We start from the raw sequence: 25,859 nt of genomic DNA, 5'->3' as shown, positions 1-25,859 counted from the left end.
AGCTTAGGCTCGAGAGGTGGGCCCCAAAAAGGGCAGCGTGTCGATGCCGAATTCCCGGCGCAACAGGGTGCGCGCGGCGAAGTAGCCGGCCATGCCGTGCACGCCGCCGCCGGGCGGGGTGGCCGCCGAACGCAGATACACCCGCGGAATCGGTGTGCGCCAAGGATTTAACCGCGGCGTGGGACCGGCGATCGCGCGCCACGCGGAGTTTGCGCCCACCCCGATGTCGCCGCCGACGTAGTTGGCGTTGTGGTCGCTCAGGCGGGCGGCGGGTATCGCGCAGGCGGCGAGGACGACGTCGCGAAAGCCGGGGGCGAATTGCTCGATGGTCGCGGTGACGACCTCGGTCGCATCGAGGGGCGAACCAGACGGGACGTGGGCATACGTCCAGAACGGACGGCGGCCCGCGGCATCGATGCGCCCGGGATCGGCGACGTGCGAGGCGGCGGCCAGCACCATCGGCCACTGCGCGTGACGTCCGGCCGCGATCTCCTTCTCGGCGAGCGCCATCTGTTCCCGGCCGCCGCCCAGGTGCAGGGTGGGAGCCTGGCTCAGGCGTGGATCCGACCAGGGAATCTCGTCACTGAGCACGAAGTCTACTTTGGCGACGCCGGGGCCAAAGCGATAGCGGCCCAACGCCTTAGCGTAGCGATCCGGCAACGCTGGACTCCGGCCGTATATCCGCAGCAGCGCGGTCGGCGCCGTGTCGAACACCACGACTGAGGCCGGCGGCCCAGGAGGGGAAGTGATTTCGACGCCGGCGATCACCTCGCCGCCGTGCGCGCGCAGGTCGGCGATCAGCGCGTCGGTGATCGCCTGGCTGCCGCCCACCGGAATCGGCCAGCCGACCGCATGGGCCAGCGTCGCCAGCATCAAGCCGGCCCCGGCGGCGGTCAGCGACGGCATGCGCGAAAGCACATGGGCGGCAACGCCGGTGAACAGGGCGCGACCGTCGTCACCGGTCAACGATCCCCACGCCGGCGTGCCCTGAGCCGCCATCCGCAACCCCAGGCGCAGCGCCGACGGCAACGAACCGGGCACCGATCGTTTGTCGCCGAGCAGCAATTCCACGACGGCACGCCAGTCCGTCACCAGCGGGCCCAGCAGCCGCCGCCAGGATGCGCCGTCGGACAGCTCGGCGCAGGTGCGTTCGAGGTCGCGGTAGGCGATCGCGGCGGGCCGGCCCGGCAGCGGGTTGGCGTAGGCGATGTCGCCGACCGCCAGCTGCACGCCGCGGGCGGGCAGGTCGAACTCCGCGAAGAACGGCGACGCCAGCGCCAGCGGGTGCACCGCCGAGCAGATGTCGTGTTGGACTCCGGGAAATTCTGGGTCGGCCGCGGTGCGGGCACCGCCGCCCAACGTGGGCTGGGCCTCGACGACCTGCACTTTGAGTCCCGCGCGTGCGCAGATGACGGCGGCGCTCAACCCGTTGGGCCCGCTACCGACGGCGGTGACGTCCACCGCCTTATTACAGCCGATAGGCTGGCCGCGTGAACTTGCCTGTTGTGTTAATCGCCGACAAACTCGCCGAATCAACTGTTGCCGCCCTGGGCGACCAGGTCGAGGTGCGCTGGGTCGACGGTCCGGATCGCGAGAAGCTGCTGGCCGCGGTGCCCGAGGCCGACGCGCTGCTGGTGCGTTCGGCCACCACGGTCGACGCCGAGGTACTGGCCGCCGCCCCCAAGCTCAAGATCGTCGCCCGCGCCGGAGTCGGCCTGGACAACGTCGACGTCGATGCCGCCACCGAGCGCGGCGTGCTGGTCGTCAACGCGCCCACGTCGAACATCCACAGCGCCGCCGAGCACGCCCTGGCGCTGCTGCTGTCCGCGGCGCGCCAGGTCCCCGCCGCCGACGCCACCTTGCGAGAACACACCTGGAAGCGGTCGAAGTTCAACGGCACCGAAATCTTCGGCAAGACGGTCGGCATCGTCGGGCTGGGCCGCATCGGCCAGCTGGTCGCCGCGCGCATCGAGGCCTTCGGCACCCACATCGTTGCCTATGACCCGTACGTGTCGCCGGCTCGCGCCGCTCAGCTCGGCATCGAACTGCTGGCCCTGGACGATTTGCTGGCCCGCGCCGACTTCATCTCGGTGCACCTGCCCAAGACGCCCGAGACGGCCGGATTGATCGACAAGGAGGCGCTGGCCAAGACGAAGCCCGGCGTCATCATCGTCAACGCCGCCCGCGGCGGCCTGGTGGACGAGGCGGCGCTGGCCGAAGCGATCGGCAGCGGCCACGTGCGCGCGGCCGGCCTGGACGTCTTCTCCACCGAACCCTGCACCGACAGCCCGCTTTTCGAGCTGCCGGAAGTGGTGGTGACGCCACACTTGGGGGCATCCACCTCCGAGGCCCAGGATCGGGCCGGCACCGACGTCGCCGAGAGCGTGCGACTGGCGCTGGCCGGGGAATTCGTGCCCGACGCGGTCAATGTCGGCGGCGGCGTGGTCAACGAGGAGGTGGCGCCCTGGCTGGACCTGGCGCGCAAGCTCGGACTGCTGGCGGCGGCGCTCACCGATGGCGCTCCCACCTCGCTGTCGGTGCAGGCGCGCGGCGAGCTGGCCTCCGAAGATGTTGAGGTGCTGAAGCTTTCGGCGCTGTGCGGTTTGTTCTCGGCGGTCGTCGAGGACCCGGTCACCTTCGTCAACGCGCCTGCGCTGGCCGCCGAGCGCGGTGTGACGGCCGAGATCAGCACGGCCTCGGAAAGCCCCAACCACCGCAGCGTCCTCGACGTGCGGGTGGCCGGCCACGACGGCTCGCGGATCAACGTCGCGGGCACCTTGTCGGGTCCGCAGCTGGTCGAGAAGATCGTGCAGATCAATGGCCGCAACTTCGATCTGCGGGCCCAGGGCATCAACCTCGTGATCAACTACGCCGACCAGCCCGGGGCGCTGGGCAAGATCGGCACGCTGCTGGGTGCGGCCGGGGTGAATATCCAAGCCGCACAGCTCTCCGAGGACGCCGAAGGCTCGAGCGCGACGATTCTGCTGCGGCTCGACCGCGACGTGCCTGGCGACGTCCGATCCGAGATCGCGACCGCCGTCGGCGCCAACAAGCTGGAAGTGGTTGACCTGTCATGAAATTGGCGATCATCGGCGGCGACGGGATCGGGCCGGAGGTAGTCGCCGAAGCGGTCAAGGTGCTTGACGCGGTCAAGCCGGGTGTGCAGAAGACCGAATACGACCTGGGCGCACGGCGTTTCCACGCCACCGGCGAGCTGCTGCCGGAGTCGGCGCTGACCGAGCTGCGCGAGCACGACGCGATCCTGCTCGGGGCGATCGGTGACCCGTCGGTGCCCAGCGGAGTGCTGGAGCGAGGGCTGTTGCTGCGCCTGCGTTTTGAACTCGACCACCACGTCAATCTGCGGCCGGCCAAGCTGTACAAGGGCGTCAGCAGCCCCCTAGCGGGAGATCCCGCCATCGATTTCGTGGTGGTGCGCGAGGGAACCGAAGGCCCCTACACCGGCAACGGTGGCGCGATCCGGGCGGGAACCGTCCACGAGGTGGCCACCGAGGTCAGCGTCAGCACCGCGTTCGGGGTGCGTCGCGTCGTGGTGGACGCGTTCGAGCGGGCCCGGCAGCGGCGCAAGCATCTGACGTTGGTGCACAAGAGCAACGTGCTGGCTTTCGCCGGCAAGCTGTGGTCGCGAGTCTTCGCCGAGGTCGGCGCGGAGTATCCCGACGTCGAGGTGGCCTATCAACACGTCGACGCCGCCACCATCTTCCTGGTCACCGACCCCGGACGATTCGACGTGATCGTGACCGACAATCTGTTCGGCGACATCATCACCGACATCGCCGCCGCGGTATCGGGCGGAATTGGCTTGGCCGCCAGTGGAAATATCGATGCCACCCGGACCAATCCGTCGATGTTCGAGCCGGTGCACGGCAGCGCACCCGACATCGCGGGCAAGGGCATCGCCGATCCGACCGCGGCCATCCTTTCGGTGGGGCTGCTGCTTGCCCACCTCGGCGACACCGAGGCGGCTAGCCGGGTGGACCGGGCCGTCGAGACGTATCTGGCTTCTCGGGGGAACGAACGGCGCTCCACCACCGAGATCGGCGAACTGATGGCGGCCGGGCTGTAGCTGCCAAACCCGGAGGCAGCAGCTTGGCCGGCACCAACGGTATTGCCACCAACGGGAACAGGCCGCACAACGCCCACGCCGTCGGATATCTGGCCGCGTCGATCAGGACACCGAACAGCGGAGCGCCCGCGGCGGCCACCAGCCGCTGCGTGGTGTTCTGGATTCCCAGCGCGCGTCCGCTCCAGAACGCCCCGGCGAATTCGGTGATCGCCGTGGCTTCCAATCCGTTGTCCAGCACCGCGATCACCGAAACGGCGATCATCACCGGCACTTCGAAGCCCCAATCGCCGTCGTCGGCGAGCGTAAGCAGCAACAACGCCAGGGTGGCGGCGATCGCGACGATGCGCAGCGGTCGCATTCGCGAGCCGACCCGGTCCGACCACCGGCCCACCGCGATACGGCCCAGCGCACCGATGAACTGAGACAGCGTGACCACACCGCCGGCCTCGGCGATCGACCAGCCATGGTGTCTCATCAGCCATACCAGCATGAACGTCACGGTCATGGTCTGCGGCATCATCAGCAGCCCCGCCACCGCGTGGATTCGCCACAGCACCAACGATCCCCGGTATGGGCTGGCCAATTCCTGTTCGGTGGCCACCTGCCGGGATTTGCGCGGCGGGTCGACGATTCCGATCGCGCTGGCCACCGCCGCGACGCTGCACGCGAACGCCGGGAACATCAGCCCGGCGCGCAGACCGTGTTCGGCGAGTTCGGGCATCACCAATGCGCCCAGGGCAATACCCAACGGCTGGGCGGTCTGGCGGATGCCCATGGCCAGGCCGCGCAGGTGTGGCGGAAACCAGGCCGACACCAGCCGGCCGCCGGCGGTGTTGCAACTCGCGGCGGCCATGCCCCCCAGAAACAGATAGGCACCGATCAACAACATCGAGTCGGCCGTGGCCGCGGCATAAGTCGCTGCCGCGGTGAGCGCCGAGCCCAGAGTCAGCACCAGTCGCTCACCGACGCGATCGAGCACGTAGCCCCAACCGATCAGCGTCACGACCATGCCCCAGCTGGGCATCGACGCCAGCAGGCTGGCTTCGGTCAGCGGGATTCCGCGCTTGGCCTCGAGCGCGGGAATCAGGAAGGCGATGCCGTTGATGAAGAGGAACGAACTCGCCGTCACCCACAGCGAGATGAGCATGATCGACCAGCGTGCGCCGGCGCTCAGTTGGCCCGTAACCTGCCGGTCCATGGGCATTCGCTCATGCTCGCACACGGCCCGTCCCGCCCGGCCGAATCGGGCTCACTAGGCTTTGGTGAATGCGCCTAGGTCGAATCGCCAGTCCGGATGGTGTCTCCTTTGTCAGCATCGAGGGTCCGCTGGAGGATCCCAGCGCGATGACTGCCCGTGAGATCGCCGAGCACCCGTTCGGCACGCCGACGTTCACCGGCCGCTCGTGGCCGGTCGCCGACGTCCGGCTACTGGCGCCGATGCTTGCCGGCAAGGTGGTCTGCGTCGGCAAGAATTACGCCGACCATATCGCCGAGATGGCGAACTTCGGAACTGGTTCTGCCGCCGAGGATCCGATCATCTTCCTCAAGCCCAATACCGCGATCATCGGGCCGAATGTGCCGATTCGCTTGCCCGCCAACGCATCACCCGTGCACTTCGAGGGGGAGCTGGCCGTCGTGATCGGCCGTCCGTGCAAGGACGTGGCCGCCGCCCAAGCCGCCGACAACATCCTGGGCTACACGATCGCCAACGACGTGTCGGCGCGCGATCAGCAAAAGGCCGACGGCCAATGGACTCGCGCCAAGGGCCACGACACCTTCTGCCCGGTCGGGCCGTGGGTCGTCACCGATTTGAGCCCTCTAGACCCGGGCGACCTCGCGCTGCGCACCGAGGTCAACGGCCAAGTCAAACAGGACAGCCGGACCTCGCTGCTGATTCATGACGTCGGCGCGATCTTGGAATGGATCTCGGCGGTGATGACCCTGCTGCCGGGCGATCTGATTCTCACCGGGACCCCGGCGGGCGTCGGCCCCATCGAGGACGGCGACGTCGTCTCCATCTCTATCGAGGGCATCGGCACCCTCTCCAATCCCGTGGTCCGAAAAGGGAAGTCGTGACCGCGCCGGCGGATGTTCGGGTCCGGTTCTGCCCGTCGCCCACCGGCACCCCGCACGTCGGGATGGTCCGCACCGCGCTGTTCAACTGGGCCTATGCCCGGCACACCGGAGGCACCTTCGTCTTTCGCATCGAGGACACCGACGCCGAGCGCGACAGCGAGGAAAGCTATCTGGCCCTGCTTGACGCGTTGCGCTGGCTCGGGCTGGATTGGGACGAGGGGCCCGAGGTCGGGGGACCCTATGGCCCGTACCGGCAATCGGAGCGCGGCGACATCTACCGCGAGGTGGTGGACAAGCTGCTCGCCGCGGGCGAGGCCTACCATGCGTTTTCGACGCCGGAGGAGGTCGAGGCCCGTCATGTCGCGGCCGGCCGCAACCCCAAATTGGGCTACGACAACTTCGACCGCGAGCTGACCGATGAGCAGCGCGCGGCGTTCCTGGCCGAAGGTCGTAAGCCGGTGGTGCGGTTGCGGATGCCCGACGAAGATCTCGCGTGGGACGACCTGGTGCGCGGGACCACCACCTTCGCGGCGGGTTCGGTGCCCGATTTCGCCTTGACCCGCGCGAGCGGAGATCCCTTGTATACCTTGGTCAACCCGTGCGACGACGCGCTGATGAAGGTCACCCACGTGCTGCGCGGCGAGGACCTGCTGCCGTCGACGCCGCGTCAGCTGGCGTTGTACCAGGCGTTGATCCGGATCGGAGTGGCCGATCGCATTCCAGAATTCGCGCATCTGCCAACGGTATTGGGGGAGGGCACCAAGAAGCTGTCCAAGCGCGACCCGCAATCCAATTTGTTCGCCCACCGCGAGCGGGGCTTCATCCCCGAAGGTCTGCTGAATTACCTTGCGCTGCTGGGCTGGGCGATCGCCGACGATCACGATCTGTTCAGCCTGGCCGAGATGGTCGCGGCGTTCGATGTCGTCGACGTCAATTCCAACCCGGCCCGCTTCGATCAGAAGAAGGCCGACGCGCTCAACGCCGAACACATTCGGATGCTCGAGGTGGCCGACTTCACCGGCCGGCTGCGCGACTACTTCGCGGTGCACGGCCATGACACCACACTCGACGAGGCGGCGTTCGCCGTCGCGGCCGAGCTGGTGCAGACCCGCATCGTGGTGCTCGGCGACGCGTGGGATCTGCTGAAGTTCCTCAACGACGACGAATACGCGATCGATCCCAAGGCAGCCGCCAAGGAGCTGGGTCCGGACGGGGCCGCGGTGTTGGACGCCGCCCTGGCCGCGCTGGACGGCGTGAGGGACTGGACGACGGCGGACATCGAGGAGGCCCTCAAAGCGGCGCTGATCGAAGACCTTGCGCTCAAACCGCGCAAGGCCTTCGGCCCGATCCGGGTTGCCGCGACCGGGACGACGGTCAGCCCGCCGCTGTTCGAGTCGCTGGAACTGCTGGGGCCCGACCGCAGCCTGACGCGGTTGCGGGCCGCGCGCGCGGGGGCCGTCTGAATCTTTGGTACTCTGCACTGCGGTTCGTAAAGGCCCACAACAGCTGACAGAGCGGCTTCAGGCGCTGGCACTAGCCCGCGGAAATCGCTCTGACCAGCGGTTTAGGCAGCCAATGGGGTATGGTGTAATTGGCAACACAGCTGATTCTGGTTCAGCCATTCTAGGTTCGAGTCCTGGTACCCCAGCAAGGTCCGTCAGTCTGCCAGGCGGCTGCCGAGTGATTAGGTGGCCCCGTCGGGTGAGCTATGCTGGTAGCTCGGATCGGTTCTGGCCCCGTCGTCTAGCGGCCTAGGACGCCGCCCTCTCACGGCGGTAGCGTGGGTTCGAATCCCATCGGGGCTACAAAAGTTTTACTGGCCGGTCCCCAGCACGGCCGGTGCGGTGGAACCACCCACCGGCATCGGCGGCAATCCAAGTTTGCGGTGATCCCACGAGCGTGCCCGCCGCGCGACGATGCGCACGCAGACTCGCTTGTTCATCATCTGCTCGACGATCGGCTTCATCTCGTCGGTGTAGGGGCCGGTGTAGCGCTCCCACACGCTGACCCCGACCCGGTGTGCGACGTCCGGGTCGTCGACGATCTCCGCGACGCCTTCGAACGAGACCCCGCGCAGTGTGTCGTAGGTGTCGCCGTCCTCGATCAGGAAGGTGATTCGTGGGTCGCGGATCAGGTTGACCGCCTTCTGAGACTTGGCTTTTGTCTCCAGCCAGATCTCGCCGTCGACGACGGCGTACCACATGGCGGTCAAATGCGGCTGGCCGTCGGCACCAATGGTGGCCATTGTCCCGGTGCGACTCTTGACGACGAAGTCCGCGATCTCATCGTCGGACATGACGATGCTCGCGCGCTGATTGGTTCCCATCGCGTCAGTATGTCAGGCGGTCCGCTTTGGGTGTGCACTGGTGGCTTTGACTGTGCGGCCACGGCGCCGACACGCCGGGTGCCCGCGCCGTGGCCGTACACCGGAAGCCGTATTCGCACACTCGAAGCCGTCGGCGCACACTGACCGCCCGGGACGCACACTCGCCCTCCCACTACAGAAGCCGCGCCATGGCGTCGGCGGCGGAAAGCAGGTCGGCGGCCCAGCGCGCCCCGGGACGCCGGCCGATCCGGTCGATGGGTCCCGATACCGAGATCGCCGCTACCACCACGCCGCGTCCGTCACGAACCGGCGCCGAGACGCTCGCCACCCCCGGCTCGCGCTCTGCAACGCTTTGCGCCCAACCACGCCGGCGTACTTCGGCCAGCGTCCGGTCGGTGAATTTCGCCGTCGCCAGCACCGCTTTCTGGGTGGCGGCATCGCTGTGCGCCAGCAAGACTTTGGCGCCCGAACCGGCGGTCATCGGCAGCCGCGCCCCGACCGGAACCGTATCGCGAAGGCCCGCAGCCGGTTCCAGGGCGGCCACGCAGACCCGCGAGGTCCCCTCGCGGCGGTACAGCTGCACGCTTTCACCGGTGGTTTCGCGCAATTGGGGCAGCACCGCGGCGCCCGCGGCCAGCAACGGGTCGTTGACGTGAGCGGCAAGTTCGGTCAGCGCGGGACCCAACTGCCAACGCCCTTCGTCGTCGCGCGCCAGCAGGCGGTGTACCTCCAGCGCGGCGGCCAGGCGGTAGGTGGTGGCGCGCGGAAAGCCGGTCCGCTCGCACAGTTCGGCTAACCCGCAGGGGGATTCCGCGATCGTGTGCAGCACATCCACGGCTTTATCCAGGACGCCAATGCCGCTATGCTGTCTCATAGAGAGATACTAGCGTCTCGCATTCTGAGATCACAGTCCAGATTGATCGGCGAGCCGCGGATGAGGCGAATAGAGGCGAGATTGACGATGGAAACCGTTGCACCCGGCGGCAAGCCGCGCACCCTGGCCGAAAAGGTCTGGGACGACCATGTTGTGGTTTCGGGTGACGGCAACGCGCCCGACTTGATCTACGTCGACCTGCATTTGGTGCACGAGGTCACCAGCCCGCAGGCGTTCGACGGCCTGCGCCTGGCCGGTCGCCCGGTGCGACGCCCGGATCTGACGATCGCGACCGAAGACCACAACGTGCCCACCGTCGACATCGACAAGCCGATTGCCGACCCGGTGTCGCGCACTCAGGTCGAGACTTTGCGGCGCAACTGCGCCGAATTCGGCGTTCGGCTACATCAGATGGGCGACATCGAGCAGGGCATCGTGCATGTCGTCGGACCGCAATTGGGGCTCACCCAACCGGGAATGACGGTCGTTTGTGGGGATAGTCACACATCGACCCACGGAGCATTCGGTGCGATCGCAATGGGCATCGGCACTTCGGAAGTCGAGCATGTGCTCGCGACCCAGACCTTGCCGTTGCGGCCCTTCAAGACGATGGCGGTCAATGTCGACGGCGAATTGCAGCCCGGTGTGACGGCCAAGGACATCATCCTCGCGCTGATCGCCAAGATCGGCACCGGTGGTGGACAGGGCCACGTCATCGAATATCGGGGCAGCGCGATCGAATCGCTGTCGATGGAAGGCCGGATGACGGTCTGCAACATGAGCATCGAAGCCGGGGCGCGGGCCGGAATGGTGGCGCCGGATGAGACGACCTACGAATTCCTGCGGGGTCGCCCGCACGCGCCGACCGGCGAGCAGTGGGATGCCGCGCTGCAGTACTGGCAGCAGCTGCGCACCGACGACGGCGCCGTGTTCGACACCGAGGTCTATCTCGACGCGGAGTCATTGACCCCGTTCGTCACGTGGGGGACCAATCCCGGCCAGGGTGTGCCGTTGGGTGCGGCGGTGCCGGACCCCGATCTGATGACCGACGACGACGAGCGCCAGGCCGCGGAGAAAGCGTTGGCCTACATGGACCTTCGGCCGGGCATGCCAATGCGCGAAATCGCCGTCGACGCGGTGTTCGTCGGGTCTTGTACCAACGGTCGTATCGAAGATCTGCGGGTGGTGGCCGAGGTGCTGCGCGACCGCACAGTGGCCGAGGGCGTGCGAATGCTGATCGTCCCGGGCTCGATGCGGGTGCGCGCGCAAGCCGAAGCCGAAGGGCTCAGTGAGATATTCACTGCCGCCGGCGCCGAATGGCGGCAGGCGGGATGCTCGATGTGCCTGGGCATGAACCCCGATCAGCTTGCGCCCGGCGAGCGTTGCGCCGCGACGTCCAACCGCAACTTCGAAGGGCGGCAGGGCAAAGGCGGCCGTACGCATTTGGTATCGCCGGTAGTCGCGGCGGCAACCGCGGTCCGTGGCACATTGTCTACCCCGGCCGACTTGAACTGAAAACGAAATCGAGGACGAAGATGGAAGCTTTTCACGCTCACACCGGGATTGGCGTGCCGCTGCGGCGCTCCAATGTCGATACCGACCAGATCATTCCCGCGGTGTATTTGAAGCGCGTCACCCGGACCGGATTCGACGACGGCTTGTTCGCGACGTGGCGGTCGGATCCGTCATTCGTGCTCAATCTCAGCCCATTTGACCGAGGCTCGGTCTTGGTCGCCGGACCCGACTTCGGAACCGGATCGTCGCGCGAGCACGCGGTGTGGGCGTTGATGGACTACGGGTTCCGGGTGGTCATCTCGTCTCGATTCGGTGACATTTTTCGGGGCAACGCGGGTAAGGCGGGGCTGCTGGCGGCCGAAGTCAGCCAAGACGGCGTGGAACTGCTTTGGAAGCTCATCGAGCAGAGTCCGGGACTGGAAATCACTGCCAATCTTCAAGATCGAAATATCACCGCGGGAACGACGGTGCTGCCGTTCAAGATTGACGACCACACCGCGTGGCGCCTGCTCGAGGGCCTCGACGATATAGCCCTTACGCTGCAGAAACTCGACCAGATCGAATCATTCGAGGCGGCCCGTCCGGACTGGAAACCGCGCACTCTACCCGCCCCATGAACTCAGTGACTGGGCTGTAATTCGCCCCGATCATCTTAGCAATCAAGGCCTATTTTTCGTCCGCGTCACCGGCCAAGGGCGGCAAGCGGATTGCGGAATTTCCTGTCGCTTCGCCGTGAAATTGCGCGTGGCGCTTGGAAATTTGCTAGGTGAGGGTTTACCGTGTTCGCTAGTCGGTTCCCAAAATGGGACCACTGACTTCGGAGGGTTTGGATGAACAAAGCAGAGCTCATAGATGTGCTCACACAGAAATTGGGCTCGGACCGTCGGCAGGCGACCGCCGCCGTCGAGAATGTTGTCGACACCATTGTGCGTGCGGTGCACAAGGGCGACAGCGTGACCATCACCGGGTTCGGTGTGTTCGAACAACGGCGCCGCGCAGCGCGTGTCGCTCGTAACCCGCGTACCGGTGAGACGGTGAAGGTAAAGCCGACGTCCGTCCCCGCGTTCCGCCCGGGTGCTCAATTCAAAGCGGTTGTTGCTGGCGCACAGCGCCTCCCGTCGGAAGGACCGGCCGTGAAACGTGGTGTTGTTGCAGGCGCAGCCAAGAAGGTTGCGAAGAAGGCTCCGGCCAAGAAGGCTGCGGTGAAGAAGGCCGCGACCAAGGCTCCGGCTAAGAAGGCCGCGACCAAGGCTCCGGCTAAGAAGGCCGCGACCAAGGCTCCGGCTAAGAAGGCCGCGACCAAGGCTCCGGTCAAGAAAGCGGTCAAGGCCGTGAAGAAGGTCGTTGCCAAGGCTCCGGTGCGCAAGGCCGCGACCAAGGCTCCGGCCAAGAAGGTCGCGAAGAAGGCTCCGGCTAAGAAGGCTCCCGCCAAGCGCGGTCGCAAGTAAGTCGGTATCCAGTTCAGACGCGAATACCCTTCGGGCGGCATTGCAGCCCCCGAAGGGTATTTCGTGTGTCAGGCCCTAACGTTGGCGGCCAGCGCGCCGCCGATGTGGTCGGCGGCCACCAGTCGGCCATTGGACAGTGACAGCACCCACGTGCTGCCCTTGTGATTGCGCGACTTGTCCGGGTCCACCCCGTCGCGTTCGCACCACCAGGTGATCAGGTCCGGAATCACCTTGCCCTGCGTACAGATCACCGGTGTGCCCTTGTGGCCGGCGATTCGCATGATCCGGTGCCGGCCGCGTTTGGGACTCTTGGCGTAAGACTCCTCGGTGAGCGTGGGCTCGTTCTCGATGCTCACCCCGAGCTCCTCGGCGAGCGGCTCGACCGTCTGGTGGCAGCGCACTCGATCGGCGGCATACACGTGGGTGGCGCCGAACGCCATCAGCTGTGCGACGAGCGCCTCGGCCTGTGCGCGTCCGCGCTTGTCCAACGGTCGCTTGGTGTCGTCACCGGAAAAGCGTGACTTCCGGCCCGCGGTACCGTGGCGCACCACCAACACCGTCTGCGTGTCTGCTGGTTGTTTTATGAAGCGCCGCAACACGTTTCGGTCTTGGGCATAGTCGAGTTTCTTCATTGCGTCGTCGACGGGCAGCCAGATCAATTCGTCGACCTCTTTGCCCGGTTCGAATTTGCCACCGGTGCTGCGCGCCGCCCAGTAGTAGACCTTCTTGACGCCCTGGTCGATTGGATAGCTCACCTTGGCCAGGCGCCTGCCGAGGACGGCGTGATGTCCGGTCTCCTCCAGCACTTCGCGTACCGCGGCCACCGGTGCGGTTTCGCCCGGGTCCACTTTGCCCTTGGGTAGCGACCAGTCGTTGTAGCGGGGACGGTGTATGAGGGCGATCTCGAGTTCGGGGTTTTCCGAATCAGCACTGCTGTGTCGCCACAGCACCGCGCCCGCGGCGTAGACGATCCGCTTCCCTGAGCGCCGACCGCCTGACGAGTTCTGGTCCGACACCACACTCCTGCAGGTCAATTCGGCCAGCGCCACGCCGGCCATTGGGTGGCCTGGAAAATTACCACATGGCGCTAGGCGCGGTGCCGCTCCATCAGCGACTCCTGGTGGTCGCGCACGGTGTGACCCTCCCGCGGCGACGCGATCCACTGCCCGTCGGACTCGAGTTCCCAGCACCGCGTGGATGGGTCCAGCGCGGAGTCGAACGAGTCGTTGAGATAGGCGGTCAGCTTCGGATCCTTGACCTGAACCAGGACCTCGACGCGACGGTCGAGGTTGCGGTGCATCATGTCGGCGCTGCCGATCCAGAACTCGTTGATGCGATTGAAATGCATGATCCGCGAATGCTCCAGGTACCGGCCGAGGATCGAACGCACGGAGATGTTCTCCGAGAAGCCTTCCGCGCCTGGGCGCAGCGCGCAGATGCCGCGCACCACCACCTCGACCTGAACACCGGCTCGCGACGCCCGGTACAGCGCATCGATGACCTGCTCGTCGACCAGAGCGTTCATCTTCATCCGGATCCGGCCGCCGCCGTGTTCGCGGTGGGCGGCGATCTCGCGATCGACGCGTTCGATGATGCCGGTCCGGATGCCATGCGGCGCAACCAGGAGGTTGCGGTAGGAAACCTTGCGTGAATAGCCGGTCAGCGAATTGAACAAATCGGTCAGGTCGGCCCCGATATCCGGAGACGCCGTGAGCAGGCCGACGTCCTCGTACAACCGCGCGGTTTTCCCGTTGTAATTGCCGGTTCCGATGTGGCAGTAGCGCCGGATGGCCGACCCTTCACGACGCACTACCAGACACGTCTTGCAGTGCGTCTTGAGTCCGACGTACCCGTAGACGACGTGCACGCCCGATTGCTCAAGAGTGCGAGCCCAGCGGATGTTGGCCTGCTCGTCGAAGCGCGCCTTGATCTCCACCATTGCCACGACTTGCTTTCCGGCCTCGGCCGCTTGGATCAGCGCCCGGACGATCGGCGAGTCACCGGAGGTGCGGTAGAGCGTCTGCTTGATGGCCAGCACATTGGGATCGGCCGCGGCCTGCTCGATGAATCGCTGCACGCTCGTAGAGAACGACTCATACGGGTGGTGAAGCAGCACATCGCCTTCGCGCAGCGTCGCGAAGATGCTCTTGGGTGTCTCGCGGTCGGCGAACGCCGGACTGGTGGCCGGAATGAAGGTCCAGTCCTTCAGCGCCGGCCGGTCGATGCCGTAGATCTGCCACAGCGACGAAAGGTCGAGCAGCCCAGGGACTTCGATGACGTCGCTGGGATTGACGTCGAGCTCGCGCAGCAACAGCTCCAACATGCTCTCGGTCATGTCGTCGGCGACTTCGAGTCGCACCGGCGAACCGAACCGCCGGCGCGCCAATTCCCGCTCCAGCGCTTGCAACAGGTCCTCGTCGCGGTCCTCTTCGACCTCGTAATCGGCGTTACGGATAATGCGAAAGGCGTGGTGCTCGACGATTTCCATACCCGGGAACAGCACCGGGAGAAACGCCGCAATCAGCTCTTCCATCGGCAGGTACCGGACGACGGCGTGCCCGTCGTTCCCGTCCTCGCTGCCGAGTTCGACGAAGCGATCGACGTTGTCGGGCACCTTGACTCGGGCGAAGTGCTGACCGCCCTCGTCCTTGACCGTGACGGCCAGGTTCAGGCTCAGCCCGCTCACGAACGGGAACGGGTGCGCCGGGTCGACGGCGAGAGGCGTCAGGACCGGGAAGACCTGCTCGGTGAAATACGTCGACAATTGGTCGCGCTCAGCCTGATCCAAATCGGCCCACGTGACGATGTAAATGCCTTCGCGCGCCAGCGCCGGTCGTATCGAGTCGAGAAACTCGCGCGCGTGCCGGGTCGCGATCCGTTGTGTCTGCTCGCCGATGCGGGCCAGTTGCTCACGCGGAGTAAGGCCGTCGGCCGAGCGCACGGACAGCCCCATCTCGTCGCGTCGCTTGAGGCCGGCGACGCGGACCATGTAGAACTCGTCGAGGTTCGACGCGAAGATCGCCAGGAATTTGGCTCGCTCCAACAAGGGCAGCGAGGTGTCGGCGGCCAGCGCCAGTACCCGCGCGTTGAAGTCCAGCCAGCTCAGTTCCCGGTTGAGATAACGGTCCTCTGGCAGCGCGTCATCGGCCGCGGCGGGGGTCGTGGCAGGGGGTGCTCCCAGGGCGCTGTCGCCGGATTGCCAGGCGGTTTCGTCAAGCCGTGCTTCAGCCTCGATATCGGTCACGATGGAATCATTGCTCATCACCGGGTGGTGCTGCTAGCGCTCGGTAGAGATCTATCCGCCGTTGGCGTGCCGTTCATGCTCCGGACAGGTTTGCCAGACGCCCCTTTTCAGGGGTGGCCGATGGCGCGGGCGGTTGCCCCGCCGACGCCCAGCCGGCGGGCGGCGACCAAATCGGCGGGGGTGTCCACATCGCAGCGCAGCCCCGGCCACGCGCCCGTCAGTTCGATCGCACCCGAACGACGATGCCGCGCGGCCGAATCCGACCCGAATTGGGGATCCAACGCGGTCCCGAAGGCGCACAGTGCGGCGGTGCCGGTCGCCAGCCGGTCGGCGACGAAGCTGCGCCGGTGCTGACGCGCCGCGGCGATCGCCTCGGCCAGCTCCTGCGTCTGTAGTGCGGGTAAATCGCCTTGCAGTGCAACAACATTGGCGAACGATGCGGCCACCGAACGCTCGGCGGTGGCAATCGCATGGTTCAGCGGATCGTGGTGGCCTTCGGGCGTCGGGTCGGCGATCACTTGCGCTCCGAGTGCCGCGGCCGCAGCTGCTGCGTCGTCGTCGGGTGTGATGACGGTGATCGAGCCGACCGATCCGACGCCCGCCGCGGCCGTCACGGTGTCGACCAACATGGCCAGCACCACGGTCTCGCGGGTCCGGGCCGAGAACACCGGAGCCAGCCGCGTCTTGGCGGCGGCCAGCCGCTTGACGGCGATGATCAACGCGACATCGCCGCCGCCGTCACCCCGTGAGCCGCTCATGGGAGTCAATCCTGCCAGCGCGCGATGTCACCCCGGTCGCGAGCGTCGTGGTGACGTCCCGCTCACCCCTGTTCTAGGGTGTAGCGGCTGCAGATGCGAATGACAGATTGGGATGAGAAATGGTCGGCACGTCGCGCGCCGTAGCGGTGATGGGCGCCGGAGCGTGGGGAACCGCGCTGGCCCAGGTGCTCGCCGAAGCCCTCGAAACGCCGGGAGCACCGGAAGCGGAGATCAGGCTGTGGGCCCGGCGATCCGATGTCGCCGAGCAGATCAACGCCACCCGCTACAACCCCGCCTACCTGCCCGGCACCGAGTTGGCGGCAGGCATCCGGGCCACCGCCGACGCGGCCGAGGCGTTGGACGGCGTGACGACGGTGCTGCTGGGCGTCCCGGCCCAGAACCTGCGCAGCAACCTCGAACAGTGGGCTCCCCTGATTACCGACGGCGCGACCCTGGTCAGCCTCGCCAAAGGCATCGAGCTGGGCACCCTGATGCGGATGAGCCAGGTTATCGTCTCGGTGACCGGCGTCGACCCGTCGCAGGTCGCGGTGATCTCCGGGCCGAACCTGGCCAGTGAAATCGCCGAGTGTCAACCCACCGCCACCGTGATCGCGTGCAGCGATTCGGGCCGTGCGGTCGCCCTGCAGCGCATGCTGAACACCGGGTATTTCCGTCCGTACACCAACAGCGATGTGGTCGGCACCGAGATCGGCGGGGCCTGCAAGAACGTCATCGCGCTCGCTTGCGGGATGGCGGCCGGCGTCGGCCTCGGCGAAAACACCGCCGCGGCGATCATCACCCGCGGCCTGGCCGAAATCATGCGGCTGGGCATCGCGCTGGGCGCCAAGGGCGCGACGCTGGCCGGCCTGGCCGGTGTCGGCGATCTGGTCGCTACCTGCACGTCTGGGCATTCGCGCAACCGCTCGATGGGTGAGCGCCTGGGGCGCGGCGCGAGCATGCAGTCGGCTCTGGAGGGAAAGGACGGGCACGTCGTCGAGGGCGTGACGTCGTGCGAATCCGTGCTGGCGCTGGCGTCCAGCTACGACGTCGAGATGCCGCTGACCGATGCGGTGCACCGGGTCTGCCACAAGGGACTTTCGGTCGACGACGCGATGGCCCTGCTGCTCGGCCGCAGCACCAAACCGGAGTGAGCGTGTCGCCGGCCGGCGGCCCGGCAACAGCCCGTTACGGGTCGGCGCCCCGACCTGTCGGCGGTCCAGGCGGTACCCTCTTCAGGTTGTGAACGCCAGCGATGCGACGAACGTGCCCCCCTTGTCCGGGGGTGGCCGGGTGCGCGTCGCTGTCGTGTTCGGTGGACGCAGCAACGAGCACGCTATCTCGTGCGTCTCAGCGGGCAGCATCCTGCGCAATCTTGACCCCCGGCGATTCGACGTGGTCGCGATCGGCATCACCCCCGAGGGGTCGTGGGTGCTTACCGACGGCGACCCGGACGCGCTGGCAATCAATAACCGGCAACTGCCGGAGGTGACCGCCGAGTCGGGAACCGAACTGGCGCTGCCGGCCGATCCGCGGCGCGGCGGGCAATTGGTGTCGCTGCCACCCGGCGCGGGCGAGGTGCTGGGGTCGGTCGACGTGGTGTTCCCGGTGCTGCACGGCCCCTATGGCGAGGACGGCACCATCCAGGGGCTGCTCGAACTCGCCGGCGTGCCGTATGTCGGCGCCGGCGTGCTGTCCAGCGCTGCCGGGATGGACAAGGAATTCACCAAGAAGCTGCTTGTCGCCGAGGGAATTCCGGTTGGCCCGTATGTGGTGCTGCGCCCGTCACGGCGCACGCTGGCCCCCGAGGAGCGTGAGCGGCTGGGCTCGCCGGTGTTCGTCAAACCCGCGCGCGGTGGTTCGTCGATCGGTGTCAACCGGGTGGCGAGCTGGGATGAACTGGACGCCGCGGTGGCGGATGCGCGACGGCACGATCCGAAGGTGATCGTCGAATCCGCGATCAACGGTCGCGAGCTGGAGTGCGGCGTGCTCGAAATGCCGGACGGCGCAGTAGAAGCCAGCACCGTGGGGGAGATCCGGGTAGCCGGTGTGCGCGGACGCGAGGACAGCTTCTATGACTTCGCGACCAAATACCTCGACGACGCAGCCGAATTGGATGTACCCGCCAAGGTCGACGACGAAATCGCCCACGAGGTGCGACAGTTGGCGATCCGGGCGTTCAAGGCCATCGACTGCCAGGGCCTGGCGCGAGTCGACTTCTTCCTCACCGAGGACGGCCCGGTGATCAACGAGGTCAACACGATGCCGGGGTTCACCACGATCTCGATGTACCCGAGGATGTGGGCGGCCAGCGGCATCGACTATCAGAGTCTGCTGGCGACCATGGTCGAAACGGCCTTGGCCCGGGGTACGGGTCTGCGCTAACGCTCGGCTGGCCGGGCGGGGTCGATGGGCACCGCCGTGATGGTGTGGTCGATCACCTCGGAGAGCTGCTGGATCGGAGTCGGTCCGGATCCCGACGGCAGGGTCAGCGCCACATACACCGGCCGGTCCACCGTGTACCAGGTGGATCTGCCTGCGTCTGCGGCGGATTCCCGATCGGCTGCCACCTCGAACCACTGCACCCGGTCGACGCTCTGGATCGGGGATCCCACCACGAAGCCGGTCGGGCGGTCGAGCCCGCAGCGCAGCACCACCGGTTCGTCGCCGGTTCCGCTACGCCACGCGGTCGCGCCCTCGGGTGCCGGCTGTGCCAGTAGCGCGCGTTGATAGTCGCCGAGGCGCTGCGGCAGCGCGGTCGACAGCGCGTGGCATGCCGGACTCGCGGCCTGCGGCGCCGGCACGGTGGGAAGGGCGACCGGCTGCGGCGGCGCCTGACGGGTTGCCGCGATGACGAGCACGATGCCGATCGCGAGGACGGCCACCACGACTGCGGCGATCAGCAGGGCCCGCGGCGGTCCGCCTGGGTCGTCGGAGTCCGAACCGGTCATCTTCGCCCGGCCGTCGATGCCGGTGGCATCGACCATCCGGGCACCTCCCATCTCATACACTGGCGCCGTCCGCTGGCGCGGGCAGTGACCAAACTTACCGCAGGTCGGAACCCTATACGAGGGCCTCACCCGGCCACGCCGCGCAGGAGGAGGTGCCGTGCGCGAAGAAACCGGAGATTCAACGACACTGGGCCAGGTCGGTGAATTCGCCGTCATCGACCGGTTGGTGCGCGGTCGTGTTCAGCCCGACGCCGTGCTGCTGGGTCCCGGCGACGACGCGGCGGTGGTGTCGACCGGTGACGGCCGCGCCCTGGTGTCGACCGACATGCTGGTGGCGGACCGGCATTTCCGGCTGGACTGGTCCACGCCGCGCGACGTCGGCCGCAAGGCGATCGCCCAGAACGCCGCGGACATCGAGGCGATGGGCGGACGGGCCACGGCCTTCGTGGTCGGCTTCGGCGCGCCCGCCGACACCCCGGCGGCGGACGCGGACGCCCTGGTCGACGGAATGTGGGCCGAGGCCGCGCGAGTCGGCGCCGGGATCGTCGGCGGTGATCTGGTCCGCTCCCCGCTGTGGGTGCTGTCGGTGGCGGTGCTCGGCGACCTGGGCGGCCGGGCGCCGGTATTGCGGTCGGGGGCGAAGCCCGGTGCGGTGGTCGCCGTCGCCGGTGAACTCGGCCGTTCGGGGGCCGGATATTCGCTGTGGCACAACGAGATCAGCGGGTTCGACGAATTGCGTACCCGCCATCTGGTGCCCGAGCCGCCCTACGGCCAGGGCGTGGTGGCCGCGGCCGCGGGCGCGCAGGCGATGATCGACATCTCCGACGGCCTGGTCGCCGATCTGCGCCACGTCGCCGACGCGTCGGGTGTGGGTATCGACTTACACACCGCGGCGCTGGCTCCCGATCGCGACGCGCTGAGCGCGGCCGGCGCGGCGGCGGGTATCGATCCATGGTCGTGGGTGTTGGGCGGCGGCGAGGACCACGCCCTGGTGGCGTGTTTCGGCGGCCCGGCGCCACCCGGTTGGCGCGTCATCGGGCAGGTGCTCGACGGGCCGGCCCGGGTGCTCGTCGATGGCGCGCCGTGGCGGGGATACGCGGGCTGGCAGTCGTTCGAGGGTTGAGGTGTCCTTTAATAGCTACGTGACCGCACGTCCGTTGAGTGAACTCGTCGAGCAGGGGTGGGCCGCCGCGCTGGAGCCGGTGGCCGAGCAGGTGTCCAACATGGGGCAATTTCTGCGAGACGAGATCGCGGCCGGCCGCAAATACCTGCCCGCCGGTCCGAACGTGTTGCGCGCCTTCACGTTTCCATTCGATCAGGTGCGGGTGCTGATCGTCGGTCAAGACCCCTATCCGACGCCGGGACATGCGGTGGGCCTGAGCTTCTCGGTGGCTCCCGAGGTGCGTCCGCTGCCGCGCAGCCTGTCGAATATCTTCGACGAATACTCCGCCGACCTCGGTTACCCGCAACCCTCGTGCGGCGATCTGACGCCGTGGGCGCAGCGCGGCGTGCTACTGTTGAACAGGGTCCTGACGGTTCGTCCGAGCAATCCGGCGTCGCATCGCGGCAAGGGCTGGGAGGCCGTCACCGAGTGCGCGATCCGAGCCCTGGTCGGGCGCTCGCAGCCGATGGTGGCGATCCTGTGGGGACGCGACGCGTCGACGCTCAAACCAGTTCTGGCAGAAGGCAATTGCGTAGCAATCGAGTCGCCGCATCCGTCGCCGCTGTCCGCCTCGCGCGGCTTCTTCGGCTCGCGTCCGTTCAGCCGCGCCAACGACCTGCTCACCGGGATGGGAGCCGACCCGATCGATTGGCGGCTGCCCTGACCGGCTCAGGACTGCGGGAAGTTCACGTCCTTCGTCACGGCCTTCCATTCCTCGATCGACGCCGACATCGCGGTGATCTTGTCGCGCATGGCCTTCAGCACGTCGCGGCCCAGCAGTAGCCGCAGCGGCGGCTCGTCGAGCGTCGTCACCATCAGCACCGCCTCGGCCACCTTGCGCGGGTCGCCGGGCAGGTGATCGGCGAACTGCTTGATCAGGTCCTTGCGCGCCGCGACGTCGGCGTAGGCGGCGATCGGGCTGCCCGATTCCTTCATCGACCGCGTCGCCCAGTCGGTGCGAAACGCTCCCGGCTCGATCGCGGTCACCTTGATGCCGAGCGGTCGCACCTCGGTGGCCAGCGCTTCGGTCACCGCCTCGAGCGCGAACTTGGTCGACGAGTAGTAGGCGTTGGGCGGGTTGGCCACCAGGCCGGTCATCGACGAGATGTTGATGATGTGGCCGGCGCCGCGGGCACGCATCGCGGGCAGCACCGCTTTGATCATGTCGACGGCCCCGAAGTAGTTGACGTCGAACAGCTTTCGAACCTCGGTGTCCTCGCCCTCTTCGACCGAGGACAGGTAACCGTGACCGGCGTTGTTGACCAGGACGTCGATCCCGCCGAACGCCTCGTCGGCCGCGGACACCGCCGCGGCGATCTGCGCGGCGTTGGTGACGTCGAGCGCGACGGCCACGGCCCGGTCGCCGTGTTCGCCGGCGAGATCGGCCACCGCCTCGGCCCGGCGCGCGGTCACCACCACGCTGTGGCCGGCTTCCAGTGCGGCGCGGGCGATCTCGCGCCCGAAGCCGGTGGAGCAGCCGGTGATCAGCCAGCGCGCCATCTCAGGCCGTCCCTTCCGGCAGGCGGCGCAGATACGCCTTGCGCCGCTCGGCCAACTCGTCGGCCCGCTGCTCGGCGCGGACCCGCGGCAGCTGCGGCACCTCGGCGTCGAGCCGGTCGAGCTTGACCATCCGTCCGCGCGCGCCGAGGTCCTCGCGCGGACCGGTCTCGCCGAATTCCGCCATGCGCAGGGTCAGGATGGCCTCGTGCAGGCCGTCGGAGTCGATCCAGTTCGCGACGCCGGGATCGACGGGCGAGATCACGTAGGTGTAGGTGCCGTCCTGGTTCGGGACGGACTGCGCCTTGTTGAGGCTGCCGGTGCGATCGACCAGATCGAGTGTGGTACCCCAGATATTGCTCAGCGGCACGGTGAAGTACTCGGCGCCGCCGTCGCTGAGGTCGACGACGAATGCCTCGTCGGGTTCGAGTTCGAAGCGGCCCATCACGTAAACCCGGTTGCGCATCGCGCCGACCTTGTCCGCCGACCAGGCCAGGTTGAAATGGTGGCGGGCATCTTGTACACGCCGTGGCTGAGCTTGCCGGTGAAGTTGGCGAAGTAATCCATCATCGCTGCGGTCGCCTCGGCCTGCTCGTCGAGGGTGCGCGCCGGTGTTACCGGGGTGCCGCCAAGTCGTTGAACCTCAATGTGATTGGGGTCGTCGCGGCCCCAGTCCAGCAACACGTCGCGGATGTAGAACTCGTGGGCCTCCGGCGTGCTCTGCACATGGTTGGGCCGGCCGTTGGCCGGGTCGGCGTCGACGGAGATCGTGTAGCTACCATCGGGTTCGACCGCCATGGTGCGGCCGTTGAGCACGTCGACGGTACCCATGTGCGCATCCCAGAGCGTGAAGTAGTTCTCGGTCATCCGGTGGGCGCCAACGCGGCCACGGATCTCGTAGCGCTCGTCGCCCGAAATCGGGATCACCCGGTAGACGCTGTCGGGATTGTCGATGCCCCAACGTGATCCGGGAATGCGACGGCCCTGCACCGGGTGGGCCAGCCGCGTGATGCAGCTGACCTTGGGCCGTAGCTTGTCCTGGTTGGACGACCACACCGCCGCGGAGAACATCACCTCGGCGAACGAATCGTCGAACCGCTCGCGCATCGCGTCCGACGCCTTGGCCCGGCCCAGCCACGTCTCGGCCACCGTTCGATAGGCGGCCTTGACGGTCGGATGCTCGATCAGGTCGAGGGCAGCCAGCTCCTGTTCGCGCTGGGATGCGGTCGAGACTGGATTCTCAGGCATGCGCGGTTCCTCCGATGTGCTGTGCAAAACGCTTGTTGTGCAAGGTGAGTCGCTCGTCGAGCCAAAAGCGCCGTCAAGTGTCGCGCTGCTCAGAACTTCAGATGCCGGCTGACGTCGCCGACCTGGTCGACGAACATGACCCGGCTGTCGAACCACCAGGTGCCGTCCACGCGGTGGAATGTGTCCTTGTAGTGCCCGGTGACGATCACCTGTAGCGGAAGCTCGGGGGTGGCCTGCGTGACGCAGTAGTAGGAGGTGCTGCGTGCGGTGCCCGCGTCGTCGTCGATGTGCAGCTGCACATTGCTGGTGTTGTGTTTGGTTTTCGGGGTGCCGTCTTCGTAGATGCGAGTGGCCATCTCGTACATCTGCCGCACCCGGGCGGAACCCTCGAACACCGTCTCCGGCGGACCGCCCTCGACGCCGCAGATGCGGCCATGCTCGAAAAGCGCGGCCACCCCGTCCAGGTCACCACCGTCGAGGAGTTCGGCGTAGGTGTAGATCAGGTTGGTGATTTCGCGTCCGCTCTCGCTCACGCAGACCATGTTGGCAGAACTGACCCAACTTACATAGAACCGGCCATTACTCTTAGTCGCCGTGACGTTACCTTGGACGCCGAGCCGCCTCGGCAACTTGACCGGCAAACGAGTCGTCGTGACGGGGGCTACCAATGGAGTGGGCCTGGGAACCGCGCGCGCTGACCAAAGCGGGTGCCCACGTGATCCTGGCGGTGCGCAACACCGACCTGGGCAAGCAGCGCGCCGCCGAGATGTCGGCGATGGACGGCCCGACGTCGGTGATCAAGCTCGATCTTGCCGACCTGTCCTCGGTGCGAGCCTTTCCCGCCCAGCTCGACGGGGACATCGACATCCTGGTCAACAACGCCGGCACACTCACCGACCATCGCAAGGAAACCGTCGACGGCTTCGAGATGACGCTCGGCACCAATCTGCTCGGGCCGTTCGCTTTGACCAACCTGCTGCTGCCCCGGGTGCGTTCGCAGATCATCAATGTCGGCTCCGACGCCCACAAGTCGGCGACGCTGCGACTCGACGACATGCACCTGCGCCACAACAAGTGGACCCGGCTGGGGTCGTATGCGCGGTCCAAGCTCGCGGTCATGCTGTGGGGGCTCGAGCTGGATCGCCGGCTGCGCGCGGCGGGATCGCCGATCGTCACCCAACTCACCCACCCCGGGTGGGTGGCCTCGAACCTGTCGAATATCTCGGACGCGCCGTTGATGTCGTTGGTGCAAAGGGGCGCCACGGCGGTGGCCGACCGGTTCGCCAACGACATCGACGAAGGCGCGGCCACCACGCTGTACTGCATCAGCGAACCCGTGCCGCCGGGTAGCTTCGTCGGTGTCAGCGGCAGGTTCGGCCTGAGCGGCGAGCCGGCGCTGATCGGGCGCACCCCGCTGGCGTCCGACTACGACGTGGCTGCCCGCCTGGCGGCCTTCGCCGAGGAAGAGACCGGCACGAGGCTGGAGGTATAGCCATGGGTGAACTCGACAACAGCGTCGCCGTCATCACCGGCGCGGCGCGCGGCCAGGGCCGCAGCCACGCCGTGGCGCTCGCCGAACAGGGTGCCGACATCGTCGCCGTCGACATCTGCGCCGATATCGACGCGATTCCTTATCCGCTGGGGACCAAATCGGACCTCGACGAGACCGTAAAACTGGTCGAAGCCGCGGGCCGCGCGGCGGTGCCCGTCGTCGCCGACGTCCGCGACCTGCCGCAGCTGGAGGCCGGGGTACAGGCGGGCATCGACGCTCTCGGCGAGGTGGACATCGTCATCGCCAACGCCGGCGTGGTGGCGATCGGCGACACCGAAACCCGCTCCGAGCCGGTGTTCAACTCGATCGTGGACACCAACCTCAAGGGCGTCTGGCACACGCTGCTGGCGACGGTGCCGTCGATCATCCGCAAGGGCCGGGGCGGGTCGATCGTGATGATCAGCTCATCACAGGGGCTGACCGGCAAGGGCGGTGACGGCAGCGCGGCGATGTTCGCCTACGCCGCGTCCAAACACGGCGTGGTGGGGTTGATGCGGTCGGCCGCCAATGCCTATGCGCCACACAAAATTCGGGTCAATTCGGTTCATCCGGCCGGCGTCACGACGCCGATGATCCTCAGCGACTTCGTGGTGAACCGGATGCTGGAGAATCCGAACCCGGCCGTCGCGCAGATGCTGCTGCCCGACGTGCCGCTAGTCGAGCCGCAAGACGTGACGGAAGCGGTGCTGTGGCTGGTCGGCCCTCGTGCCCGCTACGTGACGGGCGTGTCGATCCCGGTCGACGCCGGGCACGTCGTGATGTAGGTGCTAGCCCCGGAGGACCTTGCCGGCCTTGATGCAGGACGCGCACGCGTTGACCCGCTTCTTGTTGCCACCGGGACGGTTCACGACATGCACAACCTGAACGTTCGGGTCCCAGCGCCGGCTGGTGCGCCGGTGGGAGTGCGACACCGACTTACCGAAGCCGGGGCCTTTCCCGCAGATATCGCACACAGCGGCCATCGTTCAAGCTCCTCAAATGTTCGGGGTTCGGCACGGAGAGATCGCGCCGCGACAGCCCAGGATACCGACTCATCCGGGCAACCTCCAAAACGATCCACAGCTGGCGGTCGGCTTAACGCTGAGTGTGTCGCGCCCGCTGGCTAGGCTCAGTAGGCCGGTCGGCGG

Annotated in this window: 23 protein-coding genes, 2 tRNA genes and 2 pseudogenes; 15 read left to right on the top strand and 12 right to left on the bottom strand. The window is 67.1% G+C overall.

Annotated elements, in window-relative coordinates; all coding sequences use genetic code 11:
• Positions 1–3: 3 nt before the first annotated feature.
• Positions 4–1,461, bottom strand: a complete 1,458-nt coding sequence (locus G6N54_RS09045) for a phytoene desaturase family protein (RefSeq protein ID WP_163789745.1) — start codon at positions 1,459–1,461, stop codon at positions 4–6.
• Positions 1,462–1,490: 29 nt separating this feature from the next.
• On the opposite strand from G6N54_RS09045, the gene serA reads away from it, so the two are divergent.
• Both serA and G6N54_RS09035 read left to right on the top strand, forming a co-directional pair.
• A complete protein-coding gene (gene serA / locus G6N54_RS09040; RefSeq protein ID WP_163789744.1) occupies positions 1,491–3,077 on the top strand; it encodes a phosphoglycerate dehydrogenase in 1,587 nt (528 codons plus the stop codon).
• Complete coding sequence (locus G6N54_RS09035) at positions 3,074–4,084, top strand: 3-isopropylmalate dehydrogenase (RefSeq protein WP_163789743.1); 1,011 nt, start codon at positions 3,074–3,076, stop codon at positions 4,082–4,084. Before serA ends, G6N54_RS09035 begins: the two co-directional genes overlap by 4 nt.
• Here the strand turns inward: G6N54_RS09035 and G6N54_RS09030 are convergent.
• Positions 3,984–5,282 carry an MFS transporter gene (locus G6N54_RS09030; RefSeq protein ID WP_372513256.1) on the bottom strand — a complete coding sequence of 433 codons (1,299 nt, stop codon included), beginning with the start codon at positions 5,280–5,282 and terminating at the stop codon, positions 3,984–3,986. The genes G6N54_RS09035 and G6N54_RS09030 overlap by 101 nt on opposite strands.
• Positions 5,283–5,350: 68 nt before the next feature.
• Here G6N54_RS09030 and G6N54_RS09025 point away from each other — a divergent pair, with 68 nt between their 5' ends.
• From G6N54_RS09025 to G6N54_RS09010, 4 genes are all read left to right on the top strand, one after another.
• Positions 5,351–6,160 (top strand): fumarylacetoacetate hydrolase family protein, encoded by an 810-nt coding sequence (locus G6N54_RS09025; RefSeq protein ID WP_163789741.1) that lies wholly within the window; start codon positions 5,351–5,353, stop codon positions 6,158–6,160.
• Positions 6,157–7,623: a glutamate--tRNA ligase gene (gene gltX, locus G6N54_RS09020; protein ID WP_163789740.1), complete on the top strand. Its 1,467-nt coding sequence runs from the start codon at positions 6,157–6,159 to the stop codon at positions 7,621–7,623. Before G6N54_RS09025 ends, gltX begins: the two co-directional genes overlap by 4 nt.
• A 113-nt stretch (positions 7,624–7,736) precedes the next feature.
• Positions 7,737–7,808, top strand: a tRNA-Gln gene (locus tag G6N54_RS09015).
• A gap of 84 nt (positions 7,809–7,892) precedes the next feature.
• Positions 7,893–7,965 (top strand) — tRNA-Glu (locus tag G6N54_RS09010).
• A gap of 8 nt (positions 7,966–7,973) precedes the next feature.
• Here the strand turns inward: G6N54_RS09010 and G6N54_RS09005 are convergent.
• Both G6N54_RS09005 and G6N54_RS09000 read right to left on the bottom strand, forming a co-directional pair.
• Positions 7,974–8,486, bottom strand: a complete 513-nt coding sequence (locus G6N54_RS09005) for a pyridoxamine 5'-phosphate oxidase family protein (protein WP_163789739.1) — start codon at positions 8,484–8,486, stop codon at positions 7,974–7,976.
• A 172-nt stretch (positions 8,487–8,658) separates the two neighbouring features.
• Positions 8,659–9,360, bottom strand: coding sequence for an IclR family transcriptional regulator (locus G6N54_RS09000; RefSeq protein ID WP_163789738.1), 702 nt, complete (start codon positions 9,358–9,360; stop codon positions 8,659–8,661).
• Between the two features lie 87 nt (positions 9,361–9,447).
• On the opposite strand from G6N54_RS09000, the gene leuC reads away from it, so the two are divergent.
• The 3 genes from leuC to G6N54_RS08985 all read left to right on the top strand — a co-directional run bounded on the left by leuC (position 9,448) and on the right by G6N54_RS08985 (position 12,323).
• On the top strand, positions 9,448–10,875 hold the full coding sequence (leuC, locus tag G6N54_RS08995; RefSeq protein ID WP_163789737.1) for a 3-isopropylmalate dehydratase large subunit: 1,428 nt from the start codon (positions 9,448–9,450) through the stop codon (positions 10,873–10,875).
• A 20-nt stretch (positions 10,876–10,895) separates the two neighbouring features.
• Entirely contained in the window at positions 10,896–11,492 is a 597-nt protein-coding gene (leuD, locus tag G6N54_RS08990; RefSeq protein ID WP_163789736.1) for a 3-isopropylmalate dehydratase small subunit, read from the top strand.
• A gap of 213 nt (positions 11,493–11,705) precedes the next feature.
• Positions 11,706–12,323, top strand: coding sequence for an HU family DNA-binding protein (locus G6N54_RS08985; protein WP_163789735.1), 618 nt, complete (start codon positions 11,706–11,708; stop codon positions 12,321–12,323).
• A 68-nt stretch (positions 12,324–12,391) separates the two neighbouring features.
• Here G6N54_RS08985 and mutT1 read toward each other — a convergent pair whose 3' ends face one another.
• From mutT1 to cofC, 3 genes are all read right to left on the bottom strand, one after another.
• Positions 12,392–13,339, bottom strand: coding sequence for an 8-oxo-(d)GTP phosphatase MutT1 (mutT1, locus tag G6N54_RS08980; protein ID WP_163794606.1), 948 nt, complete (start codon positions 13,337–13,339; stop codon positions 12,392–12,394).
• A gap of 71 nt (positions 13,340–13,410) precedes the next feature.
• Entirely contained in the window at positions 13,411–15,588 is a 2,178-nt protein-coding gene (locus G6N54_RS08975; protein ID WP_163789734.1) for an RNA degradosome polyphosphate kinase, read from the bottom strand.
• A gap of 86 nt (positions 15,589–15,674) precedes the next feature.
• Entirely contained in the window at positions 15,675–16,325 is a 651-nt protein-coding gene (cofC, locus tag G6N54_RS08970) for a 2-phospho-L-lactate guanylyltransferase (RefSeq protein ID WP_163789733.1), read from the bottom strand.
• 119 nt (positions 16,326–16,444) lie between these two features.
• Here cofC and G6N54_RS08965 point away from each other — a divergent pair, with 119 nt between their 5' ends.
• Positions 16,445–17,476: an NAD(P)H-dependent glycerol-3-phosphate dehydrogenase gene (locus G6N54_RS08965; RefSeq protein ID WP_163789732.1), complete on the top strand. Its 1,032-nt coding sequence runs from the start codon at positions 16,445–16,447 to the stop codon at positions 17,474–17,476.
• Positions 17,477–17,588: 112 nt separating this feature from the next.
• A complete protein-coding gene (locus G6N54_RS08960) occupies positions 17,589–18,707 on the top strand; it encodes a D-alanine--D-alanine ligase family protein (protein ID WP_372513257.1) in 1,119 nt (372 codons plus the stop codon).
• Here the strand turns inward: G6N54_RS08960 and G6N54_RS08955 are convergent.
• Positions 18,704–19,273, bottom strand: coding sequence for a DUF3515 domain-containing protein (locus G6N54_RS08955; protein ID WP_163794605.1), 570 nt, complete (start codon positions 19,271–19,273; stop codon positions 18,704–18,706). The two genes, G6N54_RS08960 and G6N54_RS08955, sit on opposite strands and share 4 nt — an antisense overlap.
• 157 nt (positions 19,274–19,430) lie before the next feature.
• Between G6N54_RS08955 and G6N54_RS08950 the strand changes: the two genes are divergently transcribed.
• On the top strand, positions 19,431–20,396 hold the full coding sequence (locus tag G6N54_RS08950) for a thiamine-phosphate kinase (protein ID WP_163789730.1): 966 nt from the start codon (positions 19,431–19,433) through the stop codon (positions 20,394–20,396).
• A gap of 19 nt (positions 20,397–20,415) precedes the next feature.
• Positions 20,416–21,099, top strand: coding sequence for a uracil-DNA glycosylase (locus G6N54_RS08945; RefSeq protein ID WP_163789729.1), 684 nt, complete (start codon positions 20,416–20,418; stop codon positions 21,097–21,099).
• Positions 21,100–21,104: 5 nt separating this feature from the next.
• Here G6N54_RS08945 and G6N54_RS08940 read toward each other — a convergent pair whose 3' ends face one another.
• The 3 genes and pseudogenes from G6N54_RS08940 to G6N54_RS08930 form a co-directional block, all read right to left on the bottom strand.
• Positions 21,105–21,935: an oxidoreductase gene (locus G6N54_RS08940; protein WP_163789728.1), complete on the bottom strand. Its 831-nt coding sequence runs from the start codon at positions 21,933–21,935 to the stop codon at positions 21,105–21,107.
• A gap of 1 nt (position 21,936) precedes the next feature.
• A pseudogene (locus G6N54_RS31290) lies at positions 21,937–23,180 on the bottom strand (hypothetical protein).
• An 89-nt stretch (positions 23,181–23,269) separates the two neighbouring features.
• Positions 23,270–23,722, bottom strand: a complete 453-nt coding sequence (locus G6N54_RS08930; RefSeq protein WP_276056671.1) for a nuclear transport factor 2 family protein — start codon at positions 23,720–23,722, stop codon at positions 23,270–23,272.
• Positions 23,723–23,774: 52 nt separating this feature from the next.
• On the opposite strand from G6N54_RS08930, the pseudogene G6N54_RS08925 reads away from it, so the two are divergent.
• Positions 23,775–24,672: pseudogene (locus tag G6N54_RS08925) on the top strand (SDR family NAD(P)-dependent oxidoreductase).
• Between the two features lie 2 nt (positions 24,673–24,674).
• Positions 24,675–25,496: a mycofactocin-coupled SDR family oxidoreductase gene (locus G6N54_RS08920; RefSeq protein ID WP_163789726.1), complete on the top strand. Its 822-nt coding sequence runs from the start codon at positions 24,675–24,677 to the stop codon at positions 25,494–25,496.
• Positions 25,497–25,499: 3 nt separating this feature from the next.
• Here G6N54_RS08920 and rpmB read toward each other — a convergent pair whose 3' ends face one another.
• Complete coding sequence (gene rpmB, locus G6N54_RS08915; RefSeq protein WP_163789725.1) at positions 25,500–25,694, bottom strand: 50S ribosomal protein L28; 195 nt, start codon at positions 25,692–25,694, stop codon at positions 25,500–25,502.
• Positions 25,695–25,859 lie beyond the last annotated feature (165 nt).

The sequence above is a fragment of the Mycobacterium stomatepiae genome (assembly GCF_010731715.1).
Lineage (GTDB): Bacteria > Actinomycetota > Actinomycetes > Mycobacteriales > Mycobacteriaceae > Mycobacterium > Mycobacterium stomatepiae.
The sequence above is the reverse complement of the archived record's forward strand: the minus strand, read 5'-3'. Positions and strand labels throughout refer to the sequence as shown.

What these genes read in the sequence shown, in the direction of transcription:
- G6N54_RS09035 (WP_163789743.1), top strand. Translation starts at nt 3,074, where the DNA reads ATGAAATTGGCGATCATCGGCGGCGACGGGATCGGGCCGGAGGTAGTC.
- G6N54_RS09030 (WP_372513256.1), bottom strand. Translation starts at nt 5,282, where the DNA reads ATGGACCGGCAGGTTACGGGCCAACTGAGCGCCGGCGCACGCTGGTCG.
- G6N54_RS09025 (WP_163789741.1), top strand. Translation starts at nt 5,351, where the DNA reads ATGCGCCTAGGTCGAATCGCCAGTCCGGATGGTGTCTCCTTTGTCAGC.
- G6N54_RS09005 (WP_163789739.1), bottom strand. Translation starts at nt 8,486, where the DNA reads ATGGGAACCAATCAGCGCGCGAGCATCGTCATGTCCGACGATGAGATC.
- G6N54_RS09000 (WP_163789738.1), bottom strand. Translation starts at nt 9,360, where the DNA reads ATGAGACAGCATAGCGGCATTGGCGTCCTGGATAAAGCCGTGGATGTG.
- leuC (WP_163789737.1), top strand. Translation starts at nt 9,448, where the DNA reads ATGGAAACCGTTGCACCCGGCGGCAAGCCGCGCACCCTGGCCGAAAAG.
- leuD (WP_163789736.1), top strand. Translation starts at nt 10,896, where the DNA reads ATGGAAGCTTTTCACGCTCACACCGGGATTGGCGTGCCGCTGCGGCGC.
- G6N54_RS08985 (WP_163789735.1), top strand. Translation starts at nt 11,706, where the DNA reads ATGAACAAAGCAGAGCTCATAGATGTGCTCACACAGAAATTGGGCTCG.
- cofC (WP_163789733.1), bottom strand. Translation starts at nt 16,325, where the DNA reads ATGAGCGGCTCACGGGGTGACGGCGGCGGCGATGTCGCGTTGATCATC.
- G6N54_RS08965 (WP_163789732.1), top strand. Translation starts at nt 16,445, where the DNA reads ATGGTCGGCACGTCGCGCGCCGTAGCGGTGATGGGCGCCGGAGCGTGG.
- G6N54_RS08955 (WP_163794605.1), bottom strand. Translation starts at nt 19,273, where the DNA reads ATGACCGGTTCGGACTCCGACGACCCAGGCGGACCGCCGCGGGCCCTG.
- G6N54_RS08940 (WP_163789728.1), bottom strand. Translation starts at nt 21,935, where the DNA reads ATGGCGCGCTGGCTGATCACCGGCTGCTCCACCGGCTTCGGGCGCGAG.
- G6N54_RS08930 (WP_276056671.1), bottom strand. Translation starts at nt 23,722, where the DNA reads ATGGTCTGCGTGAGCGAGAGCGGACGCGAAATCACCAACCTGATCTAC.
- G6N54_RS08920 (WP_163789726.1), top strand. Translation starts at nt 24,675, where the DNA reads ATGGGTGAACTCGACAACAGCGTCGCCGTCATCACCGGCGCGGCGCGC.
- rpmB (WP_163789725.1), bottom strand. Translation starts at nt 25,694, where the DNA reads ATGGCCGCTGTGTGCGATATCTGCGGGAAAGGCCCCGGCTTCGGTAAG.